At 39.8% G+C, this 15,482-nt stretch carries 13 protein-coding genes and 2 rRNA genes; 14 read left to right on the top strand and 1 reads right to left on the bottom strand.

Going from position 1 to position 15,482, the window contains the following annotated elements; all coding sequences use genetic code 11:
- From J502_RS12190 to hisC, 9 genes are all read left to right on the top strand, one after another.
- A 23S ribosomal RNA gene (locus J502_RS12190) occupies positions 1–298 on the top strand; the annotation flags it as partial.
- A 190-nt stretch (positions 299–488) separates the two neighbouring features.
- A 5S ribosomal RNA gene (gene rrf, locus J502_RS12185) occupies positions 489–603 on the top strand.
- 250 nt (positions 604–853) lie between these two features.
- Positions 854–2,299, top strand: a complete 1,446-nt coding sequence (locus J502_RS12180) for an RNA polymerase factor sigma-54 (RefSeq protein WP_005406579.1) — start codon at positions 854–856, stop codon at positions 2,297–2,299.
- A 170-nt stretch (positions 2,300–2,469) separates the two neighbouring features.
- Positions 2,470–2,802, top strand: coding sequence for a ribosome hibernation-promoting factor, HPF/YfiA family (hpf, locus tag J502_RS12175; protein ID WP_005018556.1), 333 nt, complete (start codon positions 2,470–2,472; stop codon positions 2,800–2,802).
- Between the two features lie 135 nt (positions 2,803–2,937).
- Positions 2,938–3,189, top strand: coding sequence for a BolA family iron metabolism protein IbaG (gene ibaG, locus J502_RS12170; protein ID WP_005406709.1), 252 nt, complete (start codon positions 2,938–2,940; stop codon positions 3,187–3,189).
- Positions 3,190–3,196: 7 nt separating this feature from the next.
- Positions 3,197–4,456, top strand: a complete 1,260-nt coding sequence (gene murA / locus J502_RS12165) for a UDP-N-acetylglucosamine 1-carboxyvinyltransferase (RefSeq protein WP_005018560.1) — start codon at positions 3,197–3,199, stop codon at positions 4,454–4,456.
- Positions 4,453–5,151: an ATP phosphoribosyltransferase gene (gene hisG, locus J502_RS12160; protein ID WP_005018563.1), complete on the top strand. Its 699-nt coding sequence runs from the start codon at positions 4,453–4,455 to the stop codon at positions 5,149–5,151. Before murA ends, hisG begins: the two co-directional genes overlap by 4 nt.
- 183 nt (positions 5,152–5,334) lie before the next feature.
- On the top strand, positions 5,335–6,633 hold the full coding sequence (hisD, locus tag J502_RS12155; protein WP_171072022.1) for a histidinol dehydrogenase: 1,299 nt from the start codon (positions 5,335–5,337) through the stop codon (positions 6,631–6,633).
- A 72-nt stretch (positions 6,634–6,705) separates the two neighbouring features.
- Positions 6,706–7,794, top strand: coding sequence for a histidinol-phosphate transaminase (gene hisC / locus J502_RS12150; RefSeq protein ID WP_034684277.1), 1,089 nt, complete (start codon positions 6,706–6,708; stop codon positions 7,792–7,794).
- Here the strand turns inward: hisC and J502_RS12145 are convergent, their stop codons facing one another.
- Positions 7,795–9,153, bottom strand: a complete 1,359-nt coding sequence (locus J502_RS12145; protein ID WP_034684275.1) for an anthranilate synthase component I family protein — start codon at positions 9,151–9,153, stop codon at positions 7,795–7,797. It lies immediately after the preceding gene.
- A 261-nt stretch (positions 9,154–9,414) separates the two neighbouring features.
- Between J502_RS12145 and filA the strand changes: the two genes are divergently transcribed.
- The 5 genes from filA (at position 9,415) to filE (ending at position 15,469) form a co-directional block, all read left to right on the top strand.
- Complete coding sequence (gene filA / locus J502_RS12140; protein ID WP_034684274.1) at positions 9,415–10,380, top strand: putative pilus system protein FilA; 966 nt, start codon at positions 9,415–9,417, stop codon at positions 10,378–10,380.
- Positions 10,381–10,573: 193 nt separating this feature from the next.
- Positions 10,574–11,407: a putative pilus system C39 family peptidase FilB gene (gene filB, locus J502_RS12135; protein WP_005406523.1), complete on the top strand. Its 834-nt coding sequence runs from the start codon at positions 10,574–10,576 to the stop codon at positions 11,405–11,407.
- 49 nt (positions 11,408–11,456) lie between these two features.
- Positions 11,457–12,566: a putative pilus system protein FilC gene (filC, locus tag J502_RS12130; RefSeq protein ID WP_034684272.1), complete on the top strand. Its 1,110-nt coding sequence runs from the start codon at positions 11,457–11,459 to the stop codon at positions 12,564–12,566.
- A 12-nt stretch (positions 12,567–12,578) separates the two neighbouring features.
- Entirely contained in the window at positions 12,579–14,243 is a 1,665-nt protein-coding gene (filD, locus tag J502_RS12125; RefSeq protein ID WP_005406838.1) for a putative pilus system OmpP1/FadL family transporter FilD, read from the top strand.
- Positions 14,244–14,257: 14 nt separating this feature from the next.
- Entirely contained in the window at positions 14,258–15,469 is a 1,212-nt protein-coding gene (filE, locus tag J502_RS12120; RefSeq protein WP_138000988.1) for a putative pilus assembly protein FilE, read from the top strand.
- Positions 15,470–15,482: the final 13 nt, after the last annotated feature.

Genomic DNA, 15,482 nt, shown 5'->3' with positions numbered 1-15,482 from the left:
GGTCCCTATCTACCGTGGGCGCTGGAAATTTGAGAGGATCTGCTCCTAGTACGAGAGGACCAGAGTGGACGAACCTCTGGTGTACCGGTTGTGACGCCAGTCGCATCGCCGGGTAGCTATGTTCGGAAGGGATAACCGCTGAAAGCATCTAAGCGGGAAGCCTACCTCAAGATAAGATTTCCCCGTGACTTTATGTCACCTAAAGAGCCGTTCAAGACCAGGACGTTGATAGGTTGGATGTGGAAGCATAGTGATATGTGAAGCTGACCAATACTAATTGCTCGTGAGGCTTGACTATACAACACCCAAACAGTTGTATACAAAGCATCAATCGATTCATAAATATGCAATATCCCTTGATTCAGCCCTATGCTAGAACATACAATTCAGACCCAGATCTGCCCGCTGTTAATAACTCATTTGGACCAAAGTACGGCACATACTGCACCGCAGTTAAATCAGACCCGAACAAGTCCATCAACAGTTGTGCTGGCGACCATAGCAAGAGTGAACCACCTGATCCCTTCCCGAACTCAGAAGTGAAACCTCTTAGCGCTGATGGTAGTGTGGGGTTACCCATGTGAGAGTAAGTCATCGCCAGCTCATTATTCTAAAAAGCCCCCTCATGTGAGGGGGCTTTTTTTATGCGTGGGATTTAAAAAAGAAAGAGAGTTAGCCATAGCAGTGCTGGCAATAGCTGATCTATTTAAGCTGCTTAAGAGTTTAAAATTTTTTAATTAGCTGGCTATCCTAAAAAATAAATTGTATGTTTTATAATAAAAATATGCTATAAAAATTAAAAAAGGCATAAAAATTGCATTAATTTTATATGATAAAGTAAGGATGGGATATTATGAAGTTGTCGGTTGGGCTTAAAGTTGCAAATAGTTTATCCCTTACTCCCCAATTACAACAAGCCATCCGTTTACTTCAGTTATCTAGTTTGGAACTCGAACAAGAAATCCAGCTTCAGTTAGAAAGTAATCCTTTACTTGAACAAATAGATGATGAAAATTCAATTTCTACCCTATCAAATTCTAATAATACAGATATTCATGAGCTTGATCAGAGTCTAAATGCAGATCATTTACCTGAAGAGCTACCAGTAGATACTCATTGGGATGAAGTTTATATTCACCAGTCTACCGCGCTTGAGATTCCTGAGTTTCAGGAACAAGAGGACAATAATCATAAATCTTTAAGTTTAAAACAGCATTTGCTTGAGCAAATTAACCTTTTACATTTTTCCCAGATTGATCAGTTAATTGCCTATTGTTTAGTTGATTCTTTAGACCAACGAGGCTTTCTTGAAGCTGAAATTGAAGAAATTACTGCTTCTGTTCAGAATTTACTTGCAGAAATGGGTCATGAAGAAGAAGTAGAGGATGATGAGGTTTATGTGGTACTCAAGCATATTCAGCGGCTTGATCCTTTGGGTGCAGGCTCACGTAATCTGGCAGAATGTCTTAGGATTCAGCTTGAAGCTTTACCCTCTGTGCCAGTTATTCAGGATGCTTTGATATTGCTGGAGCATTATCATTTACTGATTGCTAATGATCTTGGCAAGCTATTAAAACAGACAGGGTTGAATACTGAACGTTTAAAGTCAGCAATTAATATGCTTAAAACTTTAAAAGCTTATCCCGGTATAGAATTTGAGGATGAATCATCTAATTATCAGATTCCTGATGTAATTGTATCTAAGAAGGACCAGATTTGGCATGTTCAGCTAAATACCGATATTTTACCTAAACTGCGTATTAATTCTTTTTATGCTGGTATGATTCGGCGCGCTGATCAAAGTACCGATAATAATTATTTAAAAGATCAGTTATATGAGGCAAAAAATTTTATTAAAAGTATTGATGAGCGGCATAAAACTTTATTAAAAGTAGCCAGCTGTATTGTTGAACATCAGCGGACTTTTTTTGAAATTGGGGCAGAGGGCATGAAACCCCTCATTTTGAGAGAGGTCGCTGAAGAAGTACAGCTGCATGAGTCAACTGTATCCCGGGTCACAAGTAACAAATATATGCTGACTCCACGTGGCCTGTTTGAGCTTAAGTATTTCTTTTCAAGTCACGTAGGCACCACCTCAGGGGGCGAGGCTTCTTCAACTGCAATTCGTGCCATGATTAAAAAACTAGTCTCAAATGAGAATCCCCGTAAACCCTTGTCTGATAATTCCATTACGAATTTACTTAAAGAAGAAGGGATTGATGTAGCACGCAGGACAGTAGCAAAATATCGTGAATCTTTAAATATTCCGTCGTCTTCTGACCGAAAGGTCTTGATCTAGTTTTTAGTCGAGCTATTCTAATAGTTCATTATGACAGCATAGTGAAACTTTCATTTTGATTTAGAGGAGAGGCAGGAATGGTTTGATATAATTTAACAGAATTCTATTTTCTGTCATTAGACTATCCCTGTTCTGACTTTAAAGCCTGAAACGAGGTGAGGAATAGAATTATGCAAATTACCATTCGTGGCCACCATTTAACGATTACCCCTGCAATAGAGCAGGATATCCGTTTCAAGTTTAATCAGCTGACTCAGCATCTTGACCAGGTAAATAGTATGCAGGTCAAGCTTAGTAAAGATCATGAAGTTACCAAGCGTTCAAAAAAAGGTAGTGCTAACCATAAGGCTGAAGCGATTATCCGTTTACCTGGAATTGAGCTATTTGCACAGGCTTGTGCAGATGATATGTATACTTCTATTAAGAAATTATCAGAAAAAATAAAAAGACAGCTTTATAAACATAGAAAGTTGCAATGTAGTTATCAACCTTTAGCAATTTAACGAAACAGTTTAAAAGAGAGGTTTAATACCTCTTTTTTTTCATGTGTAAATTTTACAGGCCAACTGCATTATTCCTTTAGAGTTATAGTAATATATCTGGTTTTTACACCGTCAGTCTTACAAGAGGTTTTTACAATGAATAGTGAACAGCTCACTGAGATTCTACAAGCTGCTTTTCCAGAGGCAGAAGTTGCTGTGAGCGGACAGGCGGGAAAATTTGATCTTCGTATTGTTGATGATCAGTTTGAAGGTAAACGTACAATTGCTCGTCAGCAGGCAATATATGCTCCTCTAAATTCCTATATCGCGAGCGGTGAAGTGCACGCGGTCACTATTCGCGCAATGACCAAAGAAGAGTGGCGCAAAGCAAGCCTGTTCGGAGCTTAAGACTTAAATGGATAAATTTGTAATTAATGGCGGTATCAAGCTCCAGGGTGAAGTACGTATTTCGGGTGCAAAGAATGCAGCTTTACCTTTACTTGCCGCCACTATTCTTGCCGAAACACCTATTACACTGACCAATGTTCCTAACTTAAAAGATGTAAATACGCTGGTAGAACTGATTGCCGGTCTAGGAATTAGCATCAGCTACAGTGGTGATACAGTCAAGGCAGATACCTCTACCTTAAATAATCAGTTTGCACCTTATGAGCTGGTTAAAACGATGCGTGCCTCTATTTTAGTGCTTGGGCCATTGGTAGCCCGTTATGGCAGTGCTCAGGTTTCCCTACCGGGTGGCTGTGCAATCGGATCGCGTCCGGTTGACCAGCATCTCAAGGCACTCGAAGCATTGGGCGCACATATTGAAGTTGAAAATGGCTATGTTAATGCCAAAGTAGATGGCCGTTTAAAAGGTGCAGATATTACCTTTGATATGGTTACAGTAGGCGGTACAGAAAATATTTTAATGGCAGCAGTACTGGCAGAAGGTGTGACTACACTGCGTAATGCTGCTTGTGAGCCGGAAATTACAGATTTGGCTAATATGCTCATTAAAATGGGAGCCAAGATTGAAGGTGTAGATACAGATACGTTGGTGATTACAGGCGTAGAATCTTTGCAAGGCTGTGAATATGCTGTAGTAGCTGACCGTATTGAAACCGGTTCATATCTGGCTGCTGCCGCGATTACTGGGGGTAAGGTTAAGACGACCCATACAGACCCGACATTACTTGAGGCAGTGCTAGATAAGTTCGAGGAAATGGGTGCAGAAGTCACACGCGGAGATGACTGGATCGAACTGGATATGCAGGATAAACGTCCTAAAGCAGTAAGTTTCCGTACCTTACCTCATCCCGACTTCCCGACAGATATGCAAGCACAGCTTATGGCTGTTAATGCGATTGGACATGGTTTTGCAACTATTAGTGAAACAATTTTTGAAAATCGTTTTATGCATGTGCCTGAGCTTTCACGCATGGGAGCCAATATACAGGTGGAAGGTAACGATGCCGTCGTGACAGGAGTTGAAAAATTATCAGCAGCTCCGGTCATGGCTACAGATCTGAGGGCTTCATTCTCTCTGGTATTGGCCGCGCTGGCAGCTGAAGGGGAGTCCATCGTTGACCGTATTTATCATATTGACCGGGGCTATGAGAATGTTGAGGCTAAACTTCAGAGTTTAGGTGCCCAGATTAAGCGAGTAAGTGCATGAGTGAAGTAAGAAACGATGATCCAAATTTTGATGTAATGGGTAATTTTGATCATGGTTTAACCTTGGCTTTGAGTAAGGGACGTATTTTAAAAGAAACATTACCTTTACTTGAAACAGCAGGTATTAATCTGCTGGAAGATCCGGAAAAGTCTCGCAAGCTAATTTTTCCAACTACCCATAAGCAGGTACGTATTCTAATTTTACGTGCTTCAGATGTACCTACCTATGTTGAAAATGGTGCAGCAGATCTGGGCGTTGCTGGTAAAGATGTGTTGATGGAACATGGGGCTCAGCATGTTTATGAGCCACTTGATCTAAAAATTGCTAACTGCAAGTTAATGACAGCAGGCAAAGTTGGTATGAAACGTCCGCAAGGACGTTTAAAAATTGCCACTAAATATGTCAATCTGACTCGCCAGTACTATGCAAGTCTGGGGGAGCAGGTAGATGTAATTAAACTTTATGGTTCAATGGAGCTTGCTCCCTTGGTCGGCTTGGGGGACTATATTGTTGATGTCGTAGATACCGGCAATACCTTGCGAGCTAATGGTTTGGAGCCACTCGAAGAAATCTGTAAAGTGTCTTCACGTCTCATTGTTAATAAAGCTAGCTTTAAACGTAAGCAGGCATTGCTCAATCCAATTATTGCGCAGCTGGAAAAAGCAGTAGAAGCACGCCAGCAAATGAGCCCATAAAATATTTGTTATCTAAGACCGTCCTCAAGGACGGTTTTTTTATACCTTAATTGGTTTTACCGCAAATTTGAAACTTCATCAATCTTAGCAAAAGTTATTTTCAATAAAAGTCCTTGAATACAAGAGCGATTCCTACCCACAAGTTCGTAGAAAACAGGTAAACTAAAGTTTTACATAGACCTTGTGGGTAAATTGATGCGACGTTTATCGACTCAAGATCAAAACTTCAAGCAAGCTTTTGCAGACTTGTTAGCTTTTGAGACAGTTAGTGACCCTGAACTTTTAAAAACTGTAGACCAGATCATTGCTGATGTGCGTCAACATGGTGATGCTCACGTTCTTAAACTCACTCAACAGTTCGATCGACATCCAGCGCATCAGTTTTCTGAACTTGAACTGACTCAAGCACAGTTAAAAACAGCATTTGAAAATTTAGAGCCGCAGGTACGTGATGCTTTAGAGATGGCAGCGGATCGGATTCGTGCCTTTCATCAGGCACAGAAACAGGATGGCTGGTCTTATATAGATGAATTGGGCAATACCTTAGGCCAGAAAGTGACTCCACTAGATCGGGTCGGTATTTATGTTCCGGGTGGCTTGGCCTCTTATCCTTCCTCTGTTCTGATGAATGCGATCCCTGCACATGTAGCAGGAGTATCCGAAATAATTATGGTAGTACCGGCACCAGATGGTGAATTAAATCCTCTGGTACTTGCCGCTGCATTCCTTGCCGGGGTAAGCCGGGTATTTACTATTGGCGGAGCACAGGCAGTAGCTGCACTTGCTTATGGTACAGAAACTGTTCCGCGTGTTGACAAGATTACCGGACCGGGTAACCGTTTTGTTGCAGCAGCCAAGCGTGCCGTATTTGGGCAGGTGGGTATTGATATGATTGCTGGTCCTTCAGAGATTCTGGTTTATGCTGAGGGACTAAATAATGCTGACTGGCTAGCCATAGATGTGCTGTCTCAGGCAGAACATGATACTGTGGCTCAAGCTATTTTTATTACGCCAGATGAGCAGCTATTACAGGCTGTGGAAGAGGCGATTGAAAAACATTTAAGTCAGCTACCCAAAGCCGAGATTGCCCGTACTTCAATTGCCAATCGTGGTGCTTTAGTTCTGGTAAATAGCCGTAAAGAGGCAATAGAGCTGATTAATCAAGTTGCTCCAGAGCATTTAGAATTATGTCTTGATGAAGCTAAAGAGATGGCTACCTTGATTCATCATGCAGGAGCTATTTTTATGGGCCGTTATACACCAGAGGCAATTGGTGATTATTGTGCAGGTCCGAACCATGTCTTACCGACATCAGGCACAGCACGTTTTTCTTCTCCGCTTGGTGTATATGATTTTCAAAAGCGGACCAGTCTCATCATGTGTTCTGAACAGGGCGTACAACCACTGGCACGCACTGCGGATATCCTGGCACAGCAAGAAAATCTGGATGCTCATGCTCGCTCAGCCCGCTATCGCTATTGAGAGGCTTTTATAAAGAATTCAGGGGCTGTCAGGAACAGCCCTTTTTTGAAAATGAATTTGAGAATCTTAAACATGGAACTAACTACCGAACAAATGCATTTTTGGAGTCCTGAAGTACGTAAACTTGAACCGTATATTCCTGGTGAACAGCCTAAACTTCAAAATCTTTTAAAATTAAATACTAACGAAAATCCTTATCCGCCATCACCTTATGTTGTTGATGCAATACAGGCTATACTGGCTAATCAGGCTGATGTATTACGTCTTTATCCGGACCCCGATGCAACTGCATTAAAAGAAGCAATTGCCCAGCAGCAAGGTATTACAGCCAGTCAGGTATTTGTAGGCAACGGGTCTGATGAGGTACTTGCACATATTTTCAAAGCATTTTTTATTCAAGAGCATCCGATTTTATATCCAGATATAACCTACAGCTTTTATCCGGTATATAGCCAGTTTTTTGGAGTTAAAACTAAAATACTGCCACTAAACACTGAATTCGAAATTGATATTACTGATTATAGGCAACCCAATGGCGGTATTATTATTACTAATCCAAATGCGCCAACCAGCATTGCATTAGATCTGCTGTCAATTGAAGAAATTCTTCAGAATAATCCTGACTCTGTAGTGGTTATAGATGAAGCCTACGTAGATTTTGGTGCAGAATCTGCAGTAAGTTTGGTAAGTAAGTATGATAATCTGGTGGTATGCCAGACGACCTCCAAATCACGTTCACTCGCAGGTTTACGCGTTGGTTTTGCAATTGCCCAGCCACATTTAATTGCTGCACTTGAGACTGTTAAAAACAGTTTTAATTCCTATCCAATGGACCGTTTAGCTATTGCTGCTGCGGTAGCTTCATTTCAGGATCAAGACTATTTTCAGGCTATGTGCCAGAAAGTAATTGATAGCCGTGAGCAGCTTGTAAATGGGCTAGAAGCTTTAGGTTTCAAGGTATTACCTTCTAAAGCTAATTTTATTTTTGTTTCTTTAGCTCATAAAAATGCTGCTGACTTGGCTGCCGAGCTGCGTCAACATGGCATTATTGTACGTTATTTTAACAAACCCCGTATTAATCAGTATTTACGTATTACTGTCGGTACGGATGAACAAAATCAAAGACTTATTGATACATTGAGAAATCAGATTCTAGTCTGATTATGATTCACCTGTTCTCTGCCATGTATTGAGTAAGTCCAGCATGGCAGATATTTTATCGAAACATTCCTGATATTCTGCCTCCTGTTCTGAAGCAATAGTAATACCGCCGCCTGCCCAGATAGAAATATCATGATCATATTTCTGGATGGTCCGGATCAGGATATTCCAGCAGCCTGTTCCATCAAAATTAAAATAACCTAATGAACCGCAATAAGTACCCCGAGCAGCTTCTTCAAGTTCTGCAATAATTTCCATGGCACGTATTTTAGGCGCACCCGTAATTGAGCCGCCCGGCAAAGCAGATAACAAGACCTGAAACGGTGAAATATTTTTGTTTAATATAGCTTGTACTTCACTGACCATATGATGGACTTGATTAAAACTTTCAATTTCAAATAATTTTAGTGTTTTAACTGAACCCTTTTGGGCATAGAGACTGAAGTCATTACGCAGTAAATCAACGATCATAACATTTTCTGCCTGATCTTTTTTGGAATTAATTAAAGTGTTTTTTGCTTTCTGGTCAAGTATCGGATCTGTATAACGCGGCATGGTGCCTTTAATCGGGCGTGTTATAATTTGCTGTTGTTCTTTAAAATCAATAAAAAGCTCAGGAGAGCAACTTAAAATTTCAAGATTATCTATTTTTAGGTAGCCCGCATAAGGTGCATTTGTTATAGCCCAAAATTTCGCTGCACAGTCTAGTAAATGACCATCACCTTGAGCTTTAAACTCTTGAGTTAAATTAATTTGGTAACAGTCACCTGCTGTAATATATTCCTGCACTTGCTTAAAGGCTGAAATATATTGCTGTTTAGTCCAGCGTGGCTGACAGGTCTGAACCAGCTGAAACACCTGAGTATCTGAATCATGATCTAAATGAAGAGCATCATAAATATTTTGATAAATGATTAATGCATCTTGACCTTCACTATAAAATATCCACTCTTCTGCTTCATACTTTAAATAATGATGATATTTGCCTAAATATAAACTTGGCTGTTTTTTATATTCTATATGAATTTTAAGATGTTGTTGGGCAGCAAAATCGTAGCTAATAAATCCAATATATCCACCGTTAAATCCTGCTTGAGAAGAACCCTTAAATTCAGGATCTAAACAAACAAAATCAAGTAAATCTATTTTATGATGAGTAATTGAATAAGAATGATCAGTATTTTTTTTATAAGCTGAAAATAAGCCGGACTGGTATTTAATATATTGATCTGGCAGAAATGCAACAATAGGCCGATGATTATCTTCTAAATAAACTAAACCAAAAAAATCCCTCAATTTATTTAAAATAGAAGCAGGATCATTGTGATAAAAATCAAGCTTTTTTTTCAGCTTTGGCATAGTCTATAAGTGCATCTGATAAAACAGTGGTACATATTACTACATAATTAACTATGACCTAAATCCAGATACCGTTTATCGGTTTTGCTTTGATTATGATGGGCAGCAGTTGATCAATTAATCCTCTCAGGCTAACTTAAGCTTGCTAATCTAAAGTAGCTACTCAAGGACAGGATGTTTCTACTGCAGAAAATAAAAAAACAGTAGAAATTAAGAGTAGCTAGACAATCAAAAAAATAAAAACTCTTAGGAGAGTATGGAATGAAAATGTTTACTAAAATTGCTTTAGTTTCTTCTATGGCAATTAGTGCAAATGCAATAGCAATGCAAGCGATGGATGATGCTTCATTAAGTGCAACCACTGGCCAAGATGGTATTAATATCGGGATTGGTATTTCAAAGGTTGAAATTGAAAAATTATTTATTCATGATAATGATGGCCTAACAGGTGGAAGCACTGCTGGAAAGGCTGGTGCCATCGTCATTAAAGGCAACGGTAAAACAGGCGATATTAACGAAAAGCTGGGTGTAGTAGTCAAAGCCAATTATGATGATGCAGGCAAATATCTGCTAGCGACTCGTAATCTTGCTGACCTGCGTATTGACTCTGATGCAGGCGACAAAGCAGCTGGTGGTGCATTTATCAATATTGCTGCTGATGTATCGGGTCTAGATATTAATATTGGCGAGATTGGGGTAACCGGTTCTAATGCTGTAGCAGATCCTGCAACTGCAACGAGTATTCGTCGTGGGGGGGATGATACAAACTATAACGCTATTCTCTCTGGCCTTTCATTAAAAACAGGGCCAATGTCAGCAAATATTCAATTAGGTGCAGCTCCACAAGGCGCCATGATTAAGCTAGATGCAAAAATGCTGGGTGGTCTTGAGATCAAGAACCTGGGTATTCTAGATAACTCAACTAAAACAGCTACACGTGCTGCTGGTGAAATTTTTGTCGATAGTATTAAAGTAGCTGATGCTAATGCTCGTGATCTATCAATTGATCAAAAAATTAGTGTGATCGGTAAAGAAGGTACTAATAATGGCTATATCCGTATGGTAAGTAACTCAGGTCCAATTGATAACTATGTTAAGGGTGTTCATTTAGGTAGCCGCGATGCTGCTTCAATTGGGGATGTAGAAATTCAGGGACTACAAACTTATTACAGTCCTGCAATGGGTCAATACAACCAAGGTTCTGTGATTACCATTTCTGGCCGATAATAAATTTCTACTTAAAAGCGCGTGACTTCACGCGCTTTTTTTTACAATAAAATATAATTTTTTTCAAAAATCCTAAAAAAAGCTGTTATTTTTTAAAAAAAAAGGTATCTTGAGTGGTACAAGGAAGTAGAGTTTATACTCTAGAAAAATAACGAATATCAGTATAATTACTGAAAACTAAAAAGTTAAAGATATGTTAGAGATCGCTTTAGGCTCGGCATTAATGTATTACTTTGCCACGGAAGCCTTTGAAATAAAAAAGAAACCGGAAGAAGCAGTTTATTATACAGAAACTTTAGATTCTCGAAATAACTCTTTTGTCCGAATGCATAGAGAACCTGTACTTATTAAACCCGCATTAGAAGACCAGTTCCGAGGTATTGTCCGTCAGGCTTACGATTATAGTTGTGGTTCAGCCGCACTTACCACACTTTTAAATGGGTATGTTGGCACTGATTTATCAGAACAACAGACCATGAATGGACTTTTAAAGTTTGGTGAAACAGAACGTATTATTGAGCGGCGCAGTTTTTCCCTGTTGGACATGAAGCGTTTTGTAGAAGCTTTAGGTTTAGAAAGTGGAGGATATAAAGGAGAATTTTCAGATTTGGTCAAGCAGGGTCAGCCTGCAATTGTACCAATCAGTTACGCCGGTTTTAAGCATTTTGTGGTTTATAAAGCCTATAAGAATGGGCGCGTTTACGTCGCTGACCCGGCTTTGGGGAATATAAGTTTTGAAGAGCAGCGTTTTAAGGAAATTTGGGAAAATAATACACTGTTCTTGATTAACGTAGCGCCTGAACAAAGAAAAAATCTGTTGGCTTTGCAAGATGCCGATATGCGTCATGTAGAAGATGCCACAGTAAACCGTTATGCCTTTGTGGATATTCAATATCCGCAATTCTATATGGAAAAAATTGCCGATAAAGCCTCAACTATACGTCTAGATCGAAATTTGAATAAGGAATCAGAAAGTTATGGGCAACCTACTTATAACTATCTGAGACTCTATTACAAAAATAAATAGCAGCACAGAAATTGTTTGAAATTAAAAAAATAAAAAGGTGGGATGGAAAATGGACCGTAAGTGGATGAATAGAACAGTCTTGGCTTTAAGTATTCAGATGTTATTTGGGGTGGCTTATGCGGCAGAACAGCCGGGAGCGCCAGAGAAGGAAAAAACAGCAAATCGGCAGGATATTGAAGCCGCATCTCCTGAACAGCCTATTACATCAGAAACAGTGTCAGAGCAGCAAGACGCTTCAATGGCTCTGCAACAACAGGCAGGTGATGCGACTAAAGAAACCAATTTACAGGAAGTGTTTACATCCAATGAGCGTCAGTATTCTTTAATCAAAAAGGGTGATATCTCTGCATATTATGATGTCGACTATACTTATTACAGAGATACACAACTAGATCTAGAAATGGCTCAAGGGCAGCTATACCAATTACGGGTGCAGGAAAATGCCAGTCATACCCTAACCAATACCTTTACTGCTCAATATGGCGTGCTGGATAATTTAACGTTCACTGCTTCATTACCTTTGGTTGCGAAAACAGATCTGCTCAAAGATGCTTCTACTGCGGGTCTGGGGGATATTTCAGTAGGGGCGCGTTGGGAGCCTTTTCCCTTAAAAGCTGGACGCTTACCGCTGATCTTATTTAGTAATCTCTCCAGTAAAACTGGCGATAGTCCTTATGAGATTAATCCAACAACAGATCTTTCTACTGGTAAAGGATATTATTCGGCAGGTGTAGGGGCGAGTACCCGTAAATATATTGATCCTGTTGTACTTTTCGCCTCAGTATCAGCCAACTACGGTTTTAAAGAAACTGGACTGAATCAACGCCGTGGGTCACGAATCATTGATGAGTTTAATCCAGGTATAAGTGGTGGATTCGCCTTTGGTTTTGCCTATTCATTTAACTATGATGTTTCGATGACCATGTCTTATCAGCAAAGTTTCAATACTGATGCTGAATTCACATATACAAGTGGAGAAAGTTATTCGGTTGCAGATCAAACCAGTTCAACCTTTGCAATATCTCTAGGCGTACGGGTATCACCAGAGACTATTGTAAACGGTACACTGGGTATAGGACTGACAGAAGATGCACCTGATGTCTCTTTAGGTCTTTCTTTCCCACTGGATATTTTGGGTTTTGGTAAAAAATTACGCTAAGAGGCTGGTCGTATGAAAATTAATCGACTTCGCCCGCTAGTGTCTGCAATTTTATTATCGGGCTGTTCCAGTGTTACATTTGCTCAATTAGGGCAAAATTTATCTGTTGATATTCGGTCATTAACTATGGGAAATGCTGTAACAGCAGACCCTCCCGGGATTAGTGCAATCCATTTTAACCCGGCGGCATTGACCAAAATTGAGGGCTTACAGACCGACCTGCAAGGAATTGTGGCGAATTTTGATATCAAACGTGAATTTACCGTACCTGCTGGCTACAATGTATTTGGTTATTCTGATGACCCATTAGTATGTAATGACGGGCCAGAAGTTGATTCGGACTTGTGTACTGATTTTAAAGGCCCGGTCAGGGGTGATGTAGAGTACGTCAGCCTGTATGTTCCGATTTTAAAAAAAATGGTCGATTTGGGCGAAGGGATGCCAATGGTCGCACCAACAGCGGGGATTGCATATAATCCGCCTGGATCTAAAACTACATTTGCTACCGCTATGTATGCACCTCTGGTAGCCGGTTTTGGTGCTGAAAATGGTAATCCTGGTAACTTTATGGGGCAACAGGTTGCCTTGGAGAGGATTACCTATCTATCGCCATCTTTTGCTTATGAAGTGAATGATGAATTATCAATTGGCGCATCTATTGGCATGTCTTATCAAGCCATTGGTCTGAAAACAGATTTACGTTTTCCTAATGAATTGATTGGAATGTTACGTATGATTGATGAGGTTGTCTGTACACCTTTCAAGGAAAATCAGGACATTATTACTGATATCTTACTATTAGGTATTTGTAATGCTGAAGAAGGTATGAATCCTTTTAGCCGTTTTGGACAGATGCAGGTTGCTTTAGAACAATCTCTGAGTCCAAGTTATAACTTGGGTGTGCTGTGGGAGCCAACGGATGACTTTAGCTTAGGCATGGTATATCAAAGTTCTGCAAAAATGCGGTTAAAAGGTAAATACCATATTGATAATGCCAAAGCTCCACAAGAACTCATCAATGGTCTCATGTCTTCACCGACTGGTCAGATCCTGGCTGCCATTTTAGGCTTTCCCCGTTCTATTCCAGGAAGTGAGTCAGGGCTGGTGGCTATGGATTTTGAATACCCGGCACATTTTCAGGCAGGAATAAAATATAAAATTTTACCTGATTTACAGCTTAACTTCGATGTAGGCTGGACAGACTATAGGGCTTGGGACAAATTTAAATTTGAGTTTGACCGGGAAATTTCTGCGCTAAAAATTGCAAAACTTTTATCTGAGAATATTGGGGATGCCAATCTGGCCTTACCTCTAGAATTTACTTCGCCATGGAATTTTGGAATTGGCCTCGAATATTCAGCTACAGACCGTTTAAAGCTACGGGCAGGCTATGAACCACGGACCAGTGCTATTCCTGACCATAAACGTAATACCATGGTTCCAATCAATAACGCACAACTATTTGGTCTTGGATTAGGCTATCGTTTTGATGCAGATACAGATCTGGATTTATCAATTGGTTTCTTACAAAGCCGCGATAAAATTCCAGCAGGTGGCAGTAATTTAGGTAATTTGCCTGGGGTAAATAATATCTTGCTGAACCCGTTTGCGGGTTTAAATATGAAAACGGATACTAAAATTACAATCTTGGGTCTAAGTTACAGAACAAAGTGGTAGGCTTTGAAAAGAAAATGAAAAGGGATATCGTCATTAAAATGATATTCGCATTAGGTTTAATGCCAGTATCGTTTGTATCAGCTGGAGAGTTTCATACTATTATTGGTCCTGATGGGCGGCCTATGGTAGTACGACGCCCAGATAAAAGACCTGAAAAGCTGGTTCCGCCTGAGGCTGAAACTACCAATTTTACTCATAAACTAAAAACATCTAGGGATGACAAAAGTCAGATAGATGTATTGATTATGTCATCAAAAAATGTTGCATCTTCTTCAAATGGGATGGAGAAGAAAACAGCTCAAGATATAATTAATGCAGATAATCAGCCGTTGATTGTCGCCCCTAAAGAAATACAGTCTGTTACATCGATAGTTAAACCAGTAGAAAAGTTGCCAGAATATAGTTCTTCTATAAATCAGCCGAAACGAGTTGTGATGCCACAAAAAAATATTGTTATTCCAGAGACGCAAGCAACCCATCAAAAAGAGCAAAAAATCAATACTCCAGCTCTCACCGCACAGCAACAGGCTTTAACAGTAATTGACGGTGAACAATATATTAAAAGTGAATATCTGGAAGATAAAGAATTCAATATAGATGGAAAAAAACGTTTCTATACTATGCCAGAAGGGATTATTGATACACGTAATGGCTCCACGCGTTTACAGGTTATTGAAAGAGAGAAAGGGGTAGGCAAGTCCACTTTAGATCATCTGTTCAAAAAGAGTCCGATACAGGCAAATCAGGTAATTGTTTTAGCTCCTACTTACTATCGTATATCTCAGGCCGAAGCAGTAGAAAGTTTAGGACAACAGTGTTTTAAAGATAAAAAGATTAAGAAAGCTAAAAGGATGAATGCAGAGCAAGAAATTAATATCTGGCCGCGCGCTCCTTTAAAGGATCAGTTCGATTTTGAAGTGGTTGAACTATCTGACCAGATACAACATGTCCAGATTAACTCATATGCCTCCCAGCAAAACAGGCCAACTTTTTATTGGCCTTTAGCCATATTTCTGGATGCAGAAGGTTGTGTGATTGAGGGGGCTGGAGGCTTTAAAAACCATGATACTGATGCCTCAATGATTCATTTTAAAAAACTTGAAGGTGTGATCCGTATACCAGTCCGTACTCAGTACTTACTAATGACTCCCTTACTTTCAGCACCGGATACGCCGAATTATGTACTGAGTAATCAGGGACAGTTAAAACTAATTGCACTACGTTAAACCGAAAAAAAGA

Origin of the sequence: Acinetobacter sp. 1294596, from assembly GCF_000582925.1 — a bacterium.
Lineage (GTDB): Bacteria > Pseudomonadota > Gammaproteobacteria > Pseudomonadales > Moraxellaceae > Acinetobacter > Acinetobacter radioresistens.
Note: the sequence above shows the minus strand (reverse complement) of the source record. Positions and strands in the feature narration are given on the sequence as shown.